The organism is Cronobacter muytjensii ATCC 51329, from assembly GCF_001277195.1.
In the GTDB taxonomy this organism is placed as follows: domain Bacteria; phylum Pseudomonadota; class Gammaproteobacteria; order Enterobacterales; family Enterobacteriaceae; genus Cronobacter; species Cronobacter muytjensii.
Genome location: NZ_CP012268.1, coordinates 75,449 through 88,531, shown reverse-complemented (window position 1 = coordinate 88,531; position 13,083 = coordinate 75,449). Strand labels below are relative to the sequence as shown.

General features: G+C 50.7%; 27 protein-coding genes. 1 reads left to right on the top strand and 26 read right to left on the bottom strand.

What is annotated here, in order from left to right; translation table 11 throughout:
* Positions 1–21: 21 nt before the first annotated feature.
* From rpsD to rpsJ, 26 genes are all read right to left on the bottom strand, one after another.
* Complete coding sequence (gene rpsD, locus AFK63_RS00510; RefSeq protein ID WP_004388622.1) at positions 22–642, bottom strand: 30S ribosomal protein S4; 621 nt, start codon at positions 640–642, stop codon at positions 22–24.
* 31 nt (positions 643–673) lie between these two features.
* Positions 674–1,063, bottom strand: a complete 390-nt coding sequence (rpsK, locus tag AFK63_RS00505; protein WP_004388621.1) for a 30S ribosomal protein S11 — start codon at positions 1,061–1,063, stop codon at positions 674–676.
* 16 nt (positions 1,064–1,079) lie between these two features.
* A complete protein-coding gene (gene rpsM, locus AFK63_RS00500) occupies positions 1,080–1,436 on the bottom strand; it encodes a 30S ribosomal protein S13 (RefSeq protein ID WP_004388620.1) in 357 nt (118 codons plus the stop codon).
* Between the two features lie 146 nt (positions 1,437–1,582).
* A complete protein-coding gene (rpmJ, locus tag AFK63_RS19950; RefSeq protein ID WP_000868187.1) occupies positions 1,583–1,699 on the bottom strand; it encodes a 50S ribosomal protein L36 in 117 nt (38 codons plus the stop codon).
* 30 nt (positions 1,700–1,729) lie between these two features.
* Positions 1,730–3,061, bottom strand: coding sequence for a preprotein translocase subunit SecY (secY, locus tag AFK63_RS00495; RefSeq protein WP_004388619.1), 1,332 nt, complete (start codon positions 3,059–3,061; stop codon positions 1,730–1,732).
* 7 nt (positions 3,062–3,068) lie between these two features.
* Complete coding sequence (gene rplO, locus AFK63_RS00490) at positions 3,069–3,503, bottom strand: 50S ribosomal protein L15 (protein WP_004388618.1); 435 nt, start codon at positions 3,501–3,503, stop codon at positions 3,069–3,071.
* A gap of 3 nt (positions 3,504–3,506) precedes the next feature.
* Positions 3,507–3,686, bottom strand: a complete 180-nt coding sequence (gene rpmD / locus AFK63_RS00485; protein ID WP_001140434.1) for a 50S ribosomal protein L30 — start codon at positions 3,684–3,686, stop codon at positions 3,507–3,509.
* Between the two features lie 6 nt (positions 3,687–3,692).
* Positions 3,693–4,193: a 30S ribosomal protein S5 gene (gene rpsE, locus AFK63_RS00480; protein ID WP_004388617.1), complete on the bottom strand. Its 501-nt coding sequence runs from the start codon at positions 4,191–4,193 to the stop codon at positions 3,693–3,695.
* Positions 4,194–4,207: 14 nt separating this feature from the next.
* Positions 4,208–4,561, bottom strand: coding sequence for a 50S ribosomal protein L18 (rplR, locus tag AFK63_RS00475; protein ID WP_000358956.1), 354 nt, complete (start codon positions 4,559–4,561; stop codon positions 4,208–4,210).
* Positions 4,562–4,570: 9 nt separating this feature from the next.
* A complete protein-coding gene (gene rplF, locus AFK63_RS00470; RefSeq protein ID WP_038867213.1) occupies positions 4,571–5,104 on the bottom strand; it encodes a 50S ribosomal protein L6 in 534 nt (177 codons plus the stop codon).
* A gap of 12 nt (positions 5,105–5,116) precedes the next feature.
* Complete coding sequence (gene rpsH, locus AFK63_RS00465) at positions 5,117–5,509, bottom strand: 30S ribosomal protein S8 (RefSeq protein WP_007702493.1); 393 nt, start codon at positions 5,507–5,509, stop codon at positions 5,117–5,119.
* A gap of 33 nt (positions 5,510–5,542) precedes the next feature.
* A complete protein-coding gene (gene rpsN / locus AFK63_RS00460; protein WP_004388614.1) occupies positions 5,543–5,848 on the bottom strand; it encodes a 30S ribosomal protein S14 in 306 nt (101 codons plus the stop codon).
* Positions 5,849–5,862: 14 nt separating this feature from the next.
* Positions 5,863–6,402, bottom strand: a complete 540-nt coding sequence (gene rplE, locus AFK63_RS00455) for a 50S ribosomal protein L5 (RefSeq protein ID WP_007670001.1) — start codon at positions 6,400–6,402, stop codon at positions 5,863–5,865.
* A 14-nt stretch (positions 6,403–6,416) separates the two neighbouring features.
* The gene (gene rplX, locus AFK63_RS00450) at positions 6,417–6,731 is read right to left on the bottom strand and encodes a 50S ribosomal protein L24 (RefSeq protein WP_000729185.1); all 315 of its coding nucleotides are present in this window, start codon (positions 6,729–6,731) and stop codon (positions 6,417–6,419) included.
* Between the two features lie 10 nt (positions 6,732–6,741).
* Positions 6,742–7,113 carry a 50S ribosomal protein L14 gene (rplN, locus tag AFK63_RS00445; protein ID WP_004388611.1) on the bottom strand — a complete coding sequence of 124 codons (372 nt, stop codon included), beginning with the start codon at positions 7,111–7,113 and terminating at the stop codon, positions 6,742–6,744.
* A 166-nt stretch (positions 7,114–7,279) separates the two neighbouring features.
* Positions 7,280–7,534: a 30S ribosomal protein S17 gene (rpsQ, locus tag AFK63_RS00440; RefSeq protein WP_000130100.1), complete on the bottom strand. Its 255-nt coding sequence runs from the start codon at positions 7,532–7,534 to the stop codon at positions 7,280–7,282.
* Positions 7,534–7,725, bottom strand: a complete 192-nt coding sequence (rpmC, locus tag AFK63_RS00435) for a 50S ribosomal protein L29 (RefSeq protein ID WP_004388609.1) — start codon at positions 7,723–7,725, stop codon at positions 7,534–7,536. The genes rpsQ and rpmC overlap by 1 nt, the downstream gene beginning before the upstream one ends.
* Positions 7,725–8,135, bottom strand: a complete 411-nt coding sequence (gene rplP / locus AFK63_RS00430) for a 50S ribosomal protein L16 (protein ID WP_004388608.1) — start codon at positions 8,133–8,135, stop codon at positions 7,725–7,727. The genes rpmC and rplP overlap by 1 nt, the downstream gene beginning before the upstream one ends.
* A 12-nt stretch (positions 8,136–8,147) precedes the next feature.
* Entirely contained in the window at positions 8,148–8,849 is a 702-nt protein-coding gene (gene rpsC, locus AFK63_RS00425; RefSeq protein WP_004388607.1) for a 30S ribosomal protein S3, read from the bottom strand.
* 17 nt (positions 8,850–8,866) lie between these two features.
* A complete protein-coding gene (rplV, locus tag AFK63_RS00420; RefSeq protein ID WP_000447529.1) occupies positions 8,867–9,199 on the bottom strand; it encodes a 50S ribosomal protein L22 in 333 nt (110 codons plus the stop codon).
* A 13-nt stretch (positions 9,200–9,212) separates the two neighbouring features.
* Positions 9,213–9,491, bottom strand: a complete 279-nt coding sequence (gene rpsS, locus AFK63_RS00415; protein WP_001138115.1) for a 30S ribosomal protein S19 — start codon at positions 9,489–9,491, stop codon at positions 9,213–9,215.
* A gap of 16 nt (positions 9,492–9,507) precedes the next feature.
* Entirely contained in the window at positions 9,508–10,329 is an 822-nt protein-coding gene (gene rplB, locus AFK63_RS00410) for a 50S ribosomal protein L2 (protein ID WP_000301864.1), read from the bottom strand.
* Positions 10,330–10,346: 17 nt separating this feature from the next.
* Complete coding sequence (gene rplW, locus AFK63_RS00405; RefSeq protein WP_004388606.1) at positions 10,347–10,649, bottom strand: 50S ribosomal protein L23; 303 nt, start codon at positions 10,647–10,649, stop codon at positions 10,347–10,349.
* The gene (gene rplD, locus AFK63_RS00400; RefSeq protein WP_000424395.1) at positions 10,646–11,251 is read right to left on the bottom strand and encodes a 50S ribosomal protein L4; all 606 of its coding nucleotides are present in this window, start codon (positions 11,249–11,251) and stop codon (positions 10,646–10,648) included. Before rplD ends, rplW begins: the two co-directional genes overlap by 4 nt.
* 10 nt (positions 11,252–11,261) lie before the next feature.
* Positions 11,262–11,891 (bottom strand): 50S ribosomal protein L3, encoded by a 630-nt coding sequence (gene rplC / locus AFK63_RS00395; protein ID WP_007681261.1) that lies wholly within the window; start codon positions 11,889–11,891, stop codon positions 11,262–11,264.
* A gap of 32 nt (positions 11,892–11,923) precedes the next feature.
* A complete protein-coding gene (gene rpsJ, locus AFK63_RS00390) occupies positions 11,924–12,235 on the bottom strand; it encodes a 30S ribosomal protein S10 (protein WP_001181005.1) in 312 nt (103 codons plus the stop codon).
* Positions 12,236–12,614: 379 nt separating this feature from the next.
* Here rpsJ and AFK63_RS00385 point away from each other — a divergent pair, with 379 nt between their 5' ends.
* Complete coding sequence (locus AFK63_RS00385; RefSeq protein WP_038867211.1) at positions 12,615–13,082, top strand: prepilin peptidase; 468 nt, start codon at positions 12,615–12,617, stop codon at positions 13,080–13,082.
* The last annotated feature ends 1 nt before the right edge of the window (position 13,083 follow it).

Below are 13,083 nucleotides of genomic sequence, written 5' to 3'. Positions count from 1 at the left end.
TCCTCTCTTTGGTACTAAGCTTTACTTGGAGTAAAGCTCGACGATCAGGTGTTCGTTAATGTCCGCAGACAGATCGGTGCGCTCAGGCTTACGCTTGAAGGTACCTTCCATCTTGCCAGCATCAACTTCCAGCCAGGTTGGCTTTTCACGCTGCTCAGCCAGCTCCAGAGCGGCTTTCACGCGAGACTGCTTTTTCGCTTTCTCACGAACGCTGACTACGTCGTTCGGACTAACCTGGTAAGAAGCGATGTTAACAACACGACCGTTTACCATAATCGCTTTGTGGCTAACCAGCTGACGTGCTTCTGCACGAGTGGCGCCAAAGCCCATACGGTATACAACGTTGTCCAGACGACCTTCCAGCAGAGCCAACAGGTTTTCACCGGTGTTGCCTTTCAGACGCGCGGCTTCTTTGTAGTAGTTACGGAACTGACGCTCCAGCACACCGTAGATACGGCGAACTTTTTGCTTTTCACGCAACTGCACACCATAGTCAGACAGACGCGGTTTACGTGCGCCGTGCTGGCCAGGAGCTTGTTCAATTTTACACTTGGTATCGATCGCGCGAACGCCAGACTTAAGGAACAGGTCTGTGCCCTCGCGACGGCTCAGCTTGAGCTTAGGACCCAAATATCTTGCCATTTTCTTTCTCCAACATTCCTAAAAACGGGCGTTATACGCGACGTTTTTTCGGCGGACGACAACCGTTGTGAGGGATCGGAGTCACATCAGTAATATTAGTGATGCGGAAACCAGCGGCGTTCAGAGCACGAATAGTAGATTCGCGGCCCGGACCCGGTCCCTTAACCATAACTTCCAGGTTCTTGATACCGTATTCTTTCACGGCTTCTGCGCAACGCTCTGCTGCAACCTGAGCTGCGAACGGAGTGGATTTGCGAGAACCACGGAAACCGGAACCACCGGCAGTTGCCCAACCCAGAGCGTTACCTTGACGATCAGTAATAGTAACGATGGTGTTGTTGAAAGAAGCATGGATATGAGCCACGCCGTCAGAGACTTGTTTTCTTACACGCTTACGTGCACGAACTGGTGCCTTTGCCATTATTCAATCACCCCGATTATTTCTTGATCGGTTTGCGCGGACCCTTACGGGTACGTGCGTTGGTCTTGGTACGCTGACCGCGAACCGGGAGACCACGACGATGACGCAAACCGCGATAGCAACCAAGATCCATCAGGCGCTTGATGCTCATACTCACTTCACGGCGCAGATCACCTTCAACGACAAATTTGGCAACTTCGTCACGCAGCGTGTCGATTTGTTCTTCAGACAGCTCACTGATCTTAACATCTTCAGCGAAACCCACCGCAGCCAGGATAGCTTTAGAACGGGTTTTGCCGATACCGTAGATCGAAGTTAATGCGATTACGGCATGCTTATGATCAGGAATGTTAATGCCTGCTATACGGGCCACTATGCACTCCTACTATATTGATTATGCGCCCCATGCTGAAAAGCCCGTTTTCAGGATACTCAAATGGAAACGCACAGACATACAAAAGATTGGCTGGCTAATCTAGCCAGCTCAACCCAACTTTGCAAGAAAAATATGCGAGATAATCAGCCTTGACGCTGTTTATGCTTCGGCTCGGCACTGCAAATCACGCGGATGACGCCATCACGCTTAACGATTTTGCAGTTACGGCATAATTTCTTGACGGAAGCACGAACTTTCATTTTTACTCTCCGTAACTTCTCAAGCGACCATTAACGGCCGTAGCCTTTGAGGTTCGCTTTCTTCAATGCAGACTCATACTGACTAGACATCATCAGAGTTTGCACTTGAGCCATAAAGTCCATGATGACAACGACAACGATAAGTAATGACGTTCCACCAAAATAGAACGGAACCTTCATTGCATCACGCATGAACTCCGGGATCAGGCAAATGAAAGTAATATACAGCGCGCCAACTAAAGTCAGGCGTGTCATTACTTTATCGATATACTTCGCCGTTTGTTCTCCCGGACGAATTCCTGGCACGAATGCACCGGACTTCTTCAGGTTATCTGCTGTTTCACGCGGGTTGAAAACCAACGCCGTGTAGAAGAAACAGAAGAAGATGATTGCAGACGCATAGAGTAACACATAAAGCGGTTGCCCAGGCTGCAAATACAGCGAAATTGTTGTCAGCCAGTTCCAACCAGTACCGCCCCCGAACCATGATGCGATGGTCGCCGGGAACAGAATAATACTGGAAGCGAAAATTGCCGGAATAACCCCAGCCATGTTCACTTTCAGCGGTAAATGTGTGCTCTGTGCAGCATAGACACGACGACCTTGCTGACGTTTTGCATAGTTCACGACGATACGGCGCTGACCACGCTCAACAAACACAACAAAGAAAGTCACTGCGAATACTAATACTGCAACCAACAGCAACAGAAGGAAGTGCAGGTCGCCTTGCCGCGCTTGCTCGATGGTATGGCCAATGGCCGGCGGAAGACCCGCAACGATACCAGCGAAGATTATGATAGAGATACCGTTGCCGATACCACGCTCAGTAATCTGTTCGCCCAGCCACATGAGGAACATTGTCCCGGTGACAAGACTCACAACAGCGGTGAAATAGAATGCAAAGCCCGGATTAATTACCAGGCCTTGCATACCAGGCATATTCGGCAGACCGGTAGCAATACCGATCGACTGGAATATTGCCAGCACCAGAGTGCCGTAACGGGTGTACTGGCTGATCTTACGTCGACCAGACTCCCCTTCTTTTTTCATTTCTGCCAATGTCGGGTGAACGACAGTTAGTAGCTGGATAATAATAGAGGCCGAAATATACGGCATAATACCCAGAGCGAAAATAGAAGCACGGCTGAGAGCACCACCAGAGAACATGTTAAACATTTCAATGATGGTGCCACGCTGTTGCTCAAGCAGTTTGGCAAGTACAGCGGCATCAATACCAGGGATTGGAATAAAAGAGCCAATTCGGAACACAATCAGCGCACCGATAACAAACAGCAGTCTGCGTTTCAGTTCGCCAAGGCCACCTTTGGCACTTTGAAAATCTAATCCCGGTTGTTTAGCCATCTGCTACTTATTCCTCGATTTTACCGCCAGCAGCTTCGATAGCAGCACGAGCGCCTTTAGTCACACGCAGGCCACGAACAGTTACCGGACGAGTAACTTCACCAGCCAGAATCACTTTCGCGAATTCAATCTGGATACCGATAATGTTTGCCGCTTTCAGCGTGTTCAGGTCTACCACGTCGCCTTCTACTTTAGCCAGATCAGACAGACGAACTTCTGCCGTGATCATTGCTTTACGAGAAGTGAAACCGAATTTCGGCAGACGACGGTACAGAGGCATCTGGCCGCCCTCGAAACCGCGACGTACGCCACCGCCAGAACGAGACTTCTGACCTTTGTGACCACGACCACCGGTTTTACCGAGGCCAGAACCGATACCACGACCCAGGCGTTTACCCGCCTTTTTGGAGCCTTCGGCCGGAGACAGAGTATTTAAACGCATCTCTTACTCCTCAACTTTAACCATGAAGGAAACCGCGTTGACCATACCGCGAACAGCAGGAGTATCCTCGCGCTCTACGGTGTGGCCAATACGACGCAGACCCAGGCCAAGCAGCGTTGCCTTATGTTTCGGCAGACGACCGATTGCACTGCGGGTTTGAGTGATTTTAATAGTCTTTGCCATGGTCAATTACCCCAGAATTTCTTCAACGGATTTACCACGCTTGGCAGCGACCATTTCCGGGGATTTCATGTTGGCCAGGCCATCAATAGTTGCACGAACCACGTTGATCGGGTTGGTGGAACCATAGGCTTTAGCCAGAACGTTATGAACCCCAGCGACTTCCAGAACGGCGCGCATTGCACCACCGGCGATGATACCGGTACCTTCGGAAGCCGGCTGCATGAATACACGAGAACCCGTGTGAGCACCTTTAACCGGGTGCTGCAGGGTGCCGTGGTTCAGCGCGACGTTAATCATATTGCGACGGGCTTTTTCCATCGCTTTCTGGATCGCTGCCGGAACTTCGCGTGCTTTACCGTAACCAAAACCAACGCGGCCGTTGCCATCACCCACTACAGTCAGAGCGGTGAAGCTAAAAATACGACCACCTTTTACGGTTTTAGATACGCGGTTTACCGCGATCAGCTTTTCCTGCAGTTCGCCAGCTTGTTTTTCGATGTGAGCCATCTTACACCTCTACCTTAGAACTGAAGGCCAGCTTCACGGGCAGCATCTGCCAGTGCCTGGACACGACCATGATATTGGAAACCAGAGCGGTCAAAGGAAACATCTTTGATGCCTTTTTCCAGCGCGCGCTCAGCAACAGCTTTACCAACTGCTGCAGCGGCGTCTTTGTTTCCAGTGTACTTCAGTTGCTCAGCAATAGCTTTTTCTACAGTAGAAGCGGCTACCAGAACTTCAGAACCGTTCGGGGCGATTACCTGTGCGTAAATATGACGCGGGGTACGATGTACCACCAGGCGGGTCGCACCAAGCTCTTTGAGCTTGCGACGTGCGCGGGTCGCACGACGGATACGAGCAGATTTCTTATCCATAGTGTTACCTTACTTCTTCTTAGCCTCTTTGGTACGCACGACTTCGTCGGCGTAACGAACACCCTTGCCTTTGTAAGGCTCAGGACGACGGTAGGCGCGCAGGTCAGCAGCAACCTGGCCGATCAGCTGTTTATCAGCGCCTTTCAGCACGATTTCAGTCTGAGACGGACATTCTGCAGTGATACCCGCAGGCAGCTGATGATCAACAGGGTGGGAGAAACCCAGAGACAGGTTTACTACGTTCCCTTTGATCGCTGCACGATAACCTACACCAACCAGCTGCAGCTTCTTAGTGAAGCCTTCGGTAACACCGATAACCATTGAATTCAGCAGGGCACGCGCGGTACCAGCCTGAGCCCAACCGTCCGCAAAACCATCACGCGGACCGAAAGTCAGAGCATTATCTGCATGTTTAACTTCAACAGCATCGTTGAGAGTACGAGTCAGCTCGCCGTTTTTACCTTTGATCGTGATAACCTGACCGTTGAGTTTTACATCAACGCCGGCAGGAATAACGACCGGTGCTTTAGCAACACGAGACATTTTTTCCTCCGATTAGGCTACGTAGCAGATAATTTCGCCACCAAGACCAGCCTGGCGCGCTGCACGATCAGTCATAACACCTTTAGAGGTAGAAATAACCGCAATACCAAGGCCAGCCATAACTTTCGGCAGCTCATCTTTTTTCTTATAGATGCGCAGACCTGGGCGGCTGACACGCTGAATGCTTTCTACAACAGCTTTACCCTGGAAGTACTTAAGAGTTACTTCCAGTTCCGGCTTGGTGTCGCCTTCAACTTTAAAATCTTCAATAAAACCTTCTTCCTTCAGCACGTTGGCGATTGCCACTTTCAGCTTGGAGGAAGGCATGGTGACCGCAGCTTTGTTCGCGGCCTGACCGTTACGGATACGGGTCAGCATATCCGCGATCGGATCTTGCATGCTCATCTGTCTTTACTCCCGTGATTCAATTGGTGACAATTACCAGCTAGCCTTTTTCAGACCCGGGATTTCACCGCGCATAGCGGCTTCACGGACCTTAATACGGCTCAACCCGAACTTCCGCAGGAAAGCGTGCGGACGACCAGTTTGACGGCAGCGGTTACGCTGACGAGACGGGCTGGAATCACGCGGCAGAGTCTGCAGCTTCAGAACAGCGTTCCAACGATCTTCGTCGGAAGCGTTCACATCAGAAATGATCGCTTTCAGTTCAGCGCGTTTAGCGAAGTATTTTTCAGCTAAAGCTACGCGCTTTACTTCGCGTGCTTTCATTGATTGCTTAGCCATGAAGTAACCCTACCTTACTTGCGGAACGGGAAGTCAAAGGCAGCCAGCAGAGCACGGCCTTCTTCATCAGATTTCGCAGTAGTGGTAATGGTAATATCCAAACCACGAACGCGATCGACTTTGTCATAGTCGATTTCCGGGAAGATGATCTGCTCACGGACACCCATGCTGTAATTGCCACGACCGTCGAAAGACTTAGCGGACAGGCCGCGGAAGTCACGAATACGCGGTACAGCAATAGTGATCAGGCGCTCAAAGAACTCCCACATGCGTTCGCCACGCAGAGTTACTTTACAGCCGATCGGATAGCCCTGACGGATTTTGAAGCCTGCAACAGATTTGCGTGCTTTGGTGATCAGCGGTTTTTGACCGGAGATTGCTGCCAGGTCAGCTGCTGCGTTATCCAGCAGTTTCTTGTCAGCGATCGCTTCACCAACACCCATGTTCAGGGTGATCTTCTCGACCCGAGGGACTTGCATGACAGAATTGTAGTTGAACTGAGTCATCAGTTTATTAACTACTTCGTCTTTGTAGTAATCATGCAGTTTCGCCATCGTACTACTCCAAATTACTTGATAGTTTCGCTGTTAGATTTGAAGAAACGGACTTTTTTGCCATCTTCGAATCTAAAGCCTACACGGTCAGCCTTGCCGGTTGCCGCATTGAAGATTGCAACGTTAGAAACCTGAATTGCAGCTTCTTTTTCAACGATGCCACCCGGTTGGTTCAGGGCCGGAACCGGCTTCTGATGTTTCTTAACCAGGTTGATACCTTCAACAATGACCTTGCCGGAAGACAGGACATTCTTAACTTTACCGCGCTTACCTTTATCTTTACCGGTTAACACGATAACTTCGTCATCACGACGGATTTTCGCTGCCATGATTCGCTCCTTAGAGTACTTCTGGTGCCAGAGAGATGATTTTCATAAACTTCTCAGAACGAAGTTCACGAGTTACCGGCCCAAAAATACGCGTACCGATAGGCTGCTCGCTGTTGTTGTTCAGAAGAACACAAGCATTGCCATCGAAGCGAACGACAGAACCGTCAGGGCGACGAACACCCTTCTTGGTGCGCACCACTACCGCCTTCAGCACATCACCTTTCTTAACTTTACCGCGAGGAATTGCTTCCTTGATGGTAATTTTGATGATATCGCCGACGCCTGCGTAGCGACGGTGCGAGCCACCCAGAACCTTGATACACATTACGCGACGCGCGCCGGAGTTGTCGGCGACGTTCAGCATAGTCTGTTCTTGGATCATTTCAGTGCTCCGCTAATGTCAACTACTACTTCGGGACCTAAATATCAGGTCGTTAAAAATCCCCATAATCGAGGGCGCGGCATTATAACACCGCTCACAGGATATGGGTAGAAAAAATAAACGGCTCATCGCTGAGCCGTTTATTCTGTTAGAGAGCGCTACTCTATTACAGAACCGCTTTCTCTACAACGCGAACCAGCGTCCAGGACTTAGTCTTGGACAGCGGACGGCATTCGCGGATTTCAACCACGTCACCGATACCGCATTCGTTGTTCTCGTCATGTACGTGCAGTTTGGTCGTACGCTTGATGAATTTACCGTAGATCGGGTGTTTCACAAAACGCTCGATGGCAACAACAATGGATTTCTCCATTTTGTCGCTAACAACGCGACCTTGCAGAGTACGGATTTTATCGGTCATTACGCACCCGCCTTCTCAGTCAGTAAAGTCTTAACGCGTGCGACATCACGACGCACTTGCTTCAACAGGTGAGTCTGTTGCAGCTGGCCACTTGCAGCCTGCATACGCAGGTTGAACTGCTCGCGCAGCAGGTTAAGCAGCTCGGTGTTCAGCTCTTCAACACTCTTCTCACGCAGCTCTTTTGCTTTCATTACATCACCGTCTTAGTTACAAAGGTGGTTTTAATCGGCAGTTTCGCTGCTGCCAGCTTGAATGCTTCACGGGCCAGCTCTTCCGGCACACCGTCCATTTCGTACAGGACTTTACCCGGCTGAATCAAGGCAACCCAATACTCCACGTTACCTTTACCTTTACCCATACGCACTTCCAGCGGCTTTTCGGTGATCGGTTTGTCCGGGAATACACGGATCCAGATCTTACCCTGACGCTTAACTGCACGGGTCATTGCACGACGTGCTGCTTCGATCTGACGGGCAGTCAGACGACCACGGCCAACAGCTTTAAGACCGTAAGTGCCGAAGCTAACATCCGTACCCTGCGCCAGACCACGGTTGCGGCCTTTGTGCACTTTACGGAATTTTGTACGCTTTGGTTGTAACATCAGCGACGCTCCTTATTTACGGCCTTTACGCTGCTGCTTTTTCGGTTGAGCAGCCGGTTTTTCCGGTTGTTCAACAGCAGCCATACCACCAAGGATCTCACCTTTGAAGATCCACACTTTAACGCCGATTACACCGTAAGTGGTGTGCGCTTCGGAGGTGTTGTAGTCGATGTCAGCGCGCAGAGTGTGCAGCGGAACGCGACCTTCACGATACCACTCGGTACGTGCGATCTCAGCGCCGCCCAGACGGCCGCTAACTTCAACTTTGATACCTTTAGCGCCCAGACGCATGGCGTTCTGTACAGCACGCTTCATAGCACGACGGAACATAACGCGACGTTCCAGCTGAGAAGTGATGCTGTCAGCAACCAATTTTGCGTCCAGTTCAGGTTTACGAACTTCGGCGATATTGATCTGTGCAGGCACGCCAGCGATGTCCGCTACGCCCTTACGCAGTTTTTCAACGTCTTCACCTTTCTTACCGATAACGATACCCGGGCGAGCAGTGTGAATGGTCACACGGATGCTTTTAGCCGGACGCTCGATAACGATACGAGATACAGACGCTTTAGCCAGTTCCTTATTCAGGTACTGACGAACTTTAAAGTCGCTGTCCAGGTTGTCAGCGAATTCTTTGGTGTTCGCGAACCAGGTAGAGTTCCATGGTTTTACAATACCCAGGCGAATACCATTAGGATGTACTTTCTGACCCATTGCTAGTCTCCAGAGTCTCAGCGATCGGACACAACCACAGTGATGTGGCTGGTGCGCTTCAGAATGCGATCTGCACGACCTTTCGCACGCGGCATAATGCGTTTCATGCTCGGGCCTTCGTCTACGAAAATTTTCGTGACTTTCAGATCGTCAATGTCAGCGCCATCGTTGTGTTCAGCGTTAGCAATGGCAGATTCCAGGACTTTCTTAACCAATACAGCCGCTTTCTTATTGGTGTAGGTCAGAATATCCAGAGCCTGCGACACTTTCTTACCGCGAATCAGGTCAGCCACCAGGCGAACCTTCTGAGCAGAAGAACGAGCATGGCGATGTTTAGCGATAGTTTCCATCTCTTCCTCCTACTTATTTCTTCTTGGCTTTTTTATCAGCCGCGTGACCGCGATAAGTACGGGTCGGTGCGAATTCACCCAGTTTGTGACCGACCATTTCATCGGAAACGAATACTGGAACGTGCTGACGACCATTATGGACAGCGATGGTCAAACCGATCATGTTTGGAAAGATCGTTGAACGACGGGACCAAGTGCGCAGGGGCTTCTTGTCACCGCTTTCCACCGCTTTCTCTACCTTCTTCAGCAAGTGCAGGTCAATAAAAGGACCTTTCTTGAGAGAACGTGGCATGGCTTATCCTCTAAAATTATTTGCTACGGCGACGTACGATGAATTTATCAGTACGCTTGTTGCTGCGGGTCTTCTTACCTTTGGTCTGAACGCCCCACGGAGTTACCGGGTGCTTACCAAAGTTACGACCTTCACCACCACCATGTGGGTGATCCACCGGGTTCATCGCCGTACCGCGAACGGTAGGACGAACACCACGCCAGCGTGCAGCACCTGCTTTACCCAGAACGCGCAGCATATGCTCAGCGTTACCAACTTCGCCCAGAGTAGCGCGGCAGTCAGCTTCCACTTTACGCATTTCGCCAGAACGCAGACGCAGGGTGACATAAGCACCGTCACGAGCAACGATCTGAACATAGGTACCAGCAGAACGTGCCAGCTGACCGCCTTTACCTGGTTTCATTTCTACGTTATGAACAGTAGAACCAACCGGGATGTTGCGCATCGGCAGGGTGTTACCTGGTTTGATTGCAGCATCAACGCCAGACTGAATCTGGTCGCCAGCTTTCAGGCCTTTAGGGGCCAGGATGTAACGGCGCTCGCCATCTTTGTACAGAACCAGCGCGATGTTCGCGGAGCGGTTCGGATCGTACTCAAGACGTTCAACAACTGCCGGGATACCGTCTTTGTTGCGTTTGAAGTCAACAATACGGTAGGCCTGTTTGTGACCACCACCGATGTGACGAGTGGTGATACGGCCATTGTTGTTACGACCACCGGATTTGCTGTTTTTTTCCAGCAACGGAGCAAAAGGTTTGCCCTTGTGCAGCTCAGGGTTAACCACTTTAACAACGTGGCGACGACCCGGAGATGTCGGTTTACATTTAACAACTGCCATTGTATTACTCCTCCGACTTACTCAGCGCCGCCGATGAAGTCCAGATTCTGGCCTTCTTTCAGGGTGACGTAAGCTTTTTTCCAGTCGCTACGACGACCGATACGCTGTCCGTGACGTTTAACTTTCCCTTTAACAACCAGGGTGTTAACGACTTCGACTTCGACTTCAAACAGTTTCTGCACAGCAGCTTTGATTTCTGCTTTAGTCGCGTCTTTAGCAACTTTGAGAACGATGGTGTTGGTTTTTTCCATCGCAGTAGACGCTTTTTCAGAAACGTGCGGTGCGCGCAGCACCTTCAGCAGACGTTCTTCACGAATCATGCCAGCATCTCCTCAACTTGCTTAACAGCATCAGCAGTCATTACGACTTTGTCGAAGGCGATCAGGCTAACCGGGTCGATACCTGTAGCATCGCGTACGTCAACCTTGTGCAGGTTACGTGCGGCCAGGAACAGGTTTTCGTCCAGTTCACCGGTGATGATCAGCACATCTTCCAGAGCCATGTCTTTCAGTTTCTGTGCCAGCAGCTTGGTTTTCGGCGCTTCAACAGAGAACTTCTCGACAACGATCAGACGATCCTGACGTACCAGTTCGGACAGGATGCTTTTCAGCGCGCCGCGGTACATCTTTTTGTTAACTTTTTGACTGTGGTCCTGCGGACGCGCAGCGAAGGTTACGCCACCAGAACGCCAAATCGGGCTCTTGATGGAACCAGAACGCGCACGGCCAGTACCTTTCTGGCGCCACGGTTTTTTACCGGAGCCAGTTACTTCAGCACGGGTCTTCTGAGCACGAGTACCCTGACGAGCACCAGCTGCGTAAGCAACTACAACCTGGTGTACCAGCGCTTCGTTGAAATCACGACCGAAGGTAGTTTCGGAAACAGTCAGCGCGCTCTGCGCGTCTTTCAGTACTAATTCCATTGCTATCTCCTCACGCCTTCACAGCTGGTTTAACGATCAGGTCGCTACCGGTCGCACCCGGGACAGCACCTTTAACCAGCAGCAGGTTGCGCTCAGCGTCAACACGTACTACGTCCAGGCTCTGAACGGTTACACGCTCGTTACCCAGCTGACCTGCCATTTTCTTGCCTTTGAACACTTTGCCCGGAGTCTGGTTCTGACCGATAGAACCCGGAACGCGGTGGGACAAGGAGTTACCGTGAGTAGCGTCCTGGGTACGGAAGTTCCAGCGCTTAACGGTACCGGCGAAACCTTTACCTTTAGAGGTGCCAGTTACGTCAACTTTTTTAACTTCAGCAAACAGCTCAACGCTAATGCTCTGACCTACGGTGTATTCTTCGCCATCAGCGAGACGGAATTCCCACAGACCACGGCCAGCTTCTACGCCAGCTTTAGCGAAGTGACCCGCTTCCGGCTTGGTTACGCGGTTAGCTTTTTTAGCACCGGTGGTAACCTGCACAGCGCGGTAGCCGTCGTTAGCCAGGTCTTTAACCTGAGTAACGCGGTTTGCTTCAACTTCGATTACGGTTACTGGGATAGAAACGCCTTCTTCAGTGAAGATGCGGGTCATACCCACTTTTTTACCGACTAAACCAATCATTGTTTCAACCTCTCAATCGCTCAATGACCTGATTAACCCAGGCTGATCTGCACGTCTACACCGGCAGCCAGATCCAGACGCATCAGAGCATCAACGGTTTTCTCGGTTGGCTCAACGATGTCAACCAGACGCTTGTGAGTGCGGATTTCGTACTGATCACGCGCGTCTTTGTTAACGTGCGGGGAGATCAGAACGGTAAAGCGCTCTTTGCGGGTCGGCAGCGGGATCGGACCACGGACTTGCGCACCAGTGCGCTTAGCAGTCTCGACGATTTCCGCGGTTGATTGATCGATCAGACGATGATCAAACGCTTTCAGGCGGATACGGATTCTTTGGTTCTGCATGAGACCAGAGCTCCAATTATTTTATAGACGAAAATGATTACTCCTCGAACCCATTACGATTGATGGGAGAGTGTAATCGTTCTTACGTAGCTCCCCGATTGGGAGCATTGTAGATAGCCAAACCGCAGCTATCAGGGTTCATATTGAACCCGCCGTCATTAATGACAAGCCCGCGCATTATACGTAAATCTGGCGCCGACGCAAGCTCTGATTAGAAATTAAACATTCTTCCGTACCGCCTCGCAGTCTACTGCAACATGTACGTCCGCGGCTAAATTGGCTGGAATGTATCGCGTATCACTGAAAGAACGCCATTCGCTTCGCCGCACACAGATTGTATTTTTACGGCGTTATGAATGGCTCACCAGAAGGTGGTGATATGATTACGTTATGGTTATTGGGGTATATATTGCTGAACGCAGGGCTAGTGCTGAAAGATCTTCGTTATGGCCTGCTACCCAACAGCCTGACTTGTCCCCTCCTTTGGCTGGGTTTGTCTTACCATCTCATTTTTCAGTCACGCTTCCTCGCTGATGCGGTAGCGGGCGCACTCATTGGCTACCTATCCTTGTCGTTGCTTTACTGGGCTTACCGATGGTTACGTAATTCTGAAGGGCTGGGATATGGCGATGTTAAATATCTCGGCGCGCTTGGCGCCTGGCATGGATGGCAGATGTTGGGCCTGTTGCTTTTAACTGCCGCTTTGCTCGGGCTAATGATGTCGTTTTTCCTGTACCGTAAAAAAGAGCAGATGCATTTACGAAAAACCCCGCTACCTTTTGGTCCATTTCTGGCGGCAGCGGGGTTGCTTTGCAGTATCTCTACTTTCCAGATACTGGATGTATAAA

Coding starts and splice junctions, on each gene's coding strand:
- rpsD (WP_004388622.1), bottom strand. CDS start 642: ATGGCAAGATATTTGGGTCCTAAGCTCAAGCTGAGCCGTCGCGAGGGC.
- rpsK (WP_004388621.1), bottom strand. CDS start 1,063: ATGGCAAAGGCACCAGTTCGTGCACGTAAGCGTGTAAGAAAACAAGTC.
- rpmJ (WP_000868187.1), bottom strand. CDS start 1,699: ATGAAAGTTCGTGCTTCCGTCAAGAAATTATGCCGTAACTGCAAAATC.
- secY (WP_004388619.1), bottom strand. CDS start 3,061: ATGGCTAAACAACCGGGATTAGATTTTCAAAGTGCCAAAGGTGGCCTT.
- rplO (WP_004388618.1), bottom strand. CDS start 3,503: ATGCGTTTAAATACTCTGTCTCCGGCCGAAGGCTCCAAAAAGGCGGGT.
- rpmD (WP_001140434.1), bottom strand. CDS start 3,686: ATGGCAAAGACTATTAAAATCACTCAAACCCGCAGTGCAATCGGTCGT.
- rpsE (WP_004388617.1), bottom strand. CDS start 4,193: ATGGCTCACATCGAAAAACAAGCTGGCGAACTGCAGGAAAAGCTGATC.
- rplR (WP_000358956.1), bottom strand. CDS start 4,561: ATGGATAAGAAATCTGCTCGTATCCGTCGTGCGACCCGCGCACGTCGC.
- rplF (WP_038867213.1), bottom strand. CDS start 5,104: ATGTCTCGTGTTGCTAAAGCACCGGTCGTTATTCCTGCCGGCGTTGAT.
- rpsH (WP_007702493.1), bottom strand. CDS start 5,509: ATGAGCATGCAAGATCCGATCGCGGATATGCTGACCCGTATCCGTAAC.
- rpsN (WP_004388614.1), bottom strand. CDS start 5,848: ATGGCTAAGCAATCAATGAAAGCACGCGAAGTAAAGCGCGTAGCTTTA.
- rplE (WP_007670001.1), bottom strand. CDS start 6,402: ATGGCGAAACTGCATGATTACTACAAAGACGAAGTAGTTAATAAACTG.
- rplX (WP_000729185.1), bottom strand. CDS start 6,731: ATGGCAGCGAAAATCCGTCGTGATGACGAAGTTATCGTGTTAACCGGT.
- rplN (WP_004388611.1), bottom strand. CDS start 7,113: ATGATCCAAGAACAGACTATGCTGAACGTCGCCGACAACTCCGGCGCG.
- rpsQ (WP_000130100.1), bottom strand. CDS start 7,534: ATGACCGATAAAATCCGTACTCTGCAAGGTCGCGTTGTTAGCGACAAA.
- rpmC (WP_004388609.1), bottom strand. CDS start 7,725: ATGAAAGCAAAAGAGCTGCGTGAGAAGAGTGTTGAAGAGCTGAACACC.
- rplP (WP_004388608.1), bottom strand. CDS start 8,135: ATGTTACAACCAAAGCGTACAAAATTCCGTAAAGTGCACAAAGGCCGC.
- rpsC (WP_004388607.1), bottom strand. CDS start 8,849: ATGGGTCAGAAAGTACATCCTAATGGTATTCGCCTGGGTATTGTAAAA.
- rplV (WP_000447529.1), bottom strand. CDS start 9,199: ATGGAAACTATCGCTAAACATCGCCATGCTCGTTCTTCTGCTCAGAAG.
- rpsS (WP_001138115.1), bottom strand. CDS start 9,491: ATGCCACGTTCTCTCAAGAAAGGTCCTTTTATTGACCTGCACTTGCTG.
- rplB (WP_000301864.1), bottom strand. CDS start 10,329: ATGGCAGTTGTTAAATGTAAACCGACATCTCCGGGTCGTCGCCACGTT.
- rplW (WP_004388606.1), bottom strand. CDS start 10,649: ATGATTCGTGAAGAACGTCTGCTGAAGGTGCTGCGCGCACCGCACGTT.
- rplD (WP_000424395.1), bottom strand. CDS start 11,251: ATGGAATTAGTACTGAAAGACGCGCAGAGCGCGCTGACTGTTTCCGAA.
- rplC (WP_007681261.1), bottom strand. CDS start 11,891: ATGATTGGTTTAGTCGGTAAAAAAGTGGGTATGACCCGCATCTTCACT.
- rpsJ (WP_001181005.1), bottom strand. CDS start 12,235: ATGCAGAACCAAAGAATCCGTATCCGCCTGAAAGCGTTTGATCATCGT.
- AFK63_RS00385 (WP_038867211.1), top strand. CDS start 12,615: ATGATTACGTTATGGTTATTGGGGTATATATTGCTGAACGCAGGGCTA.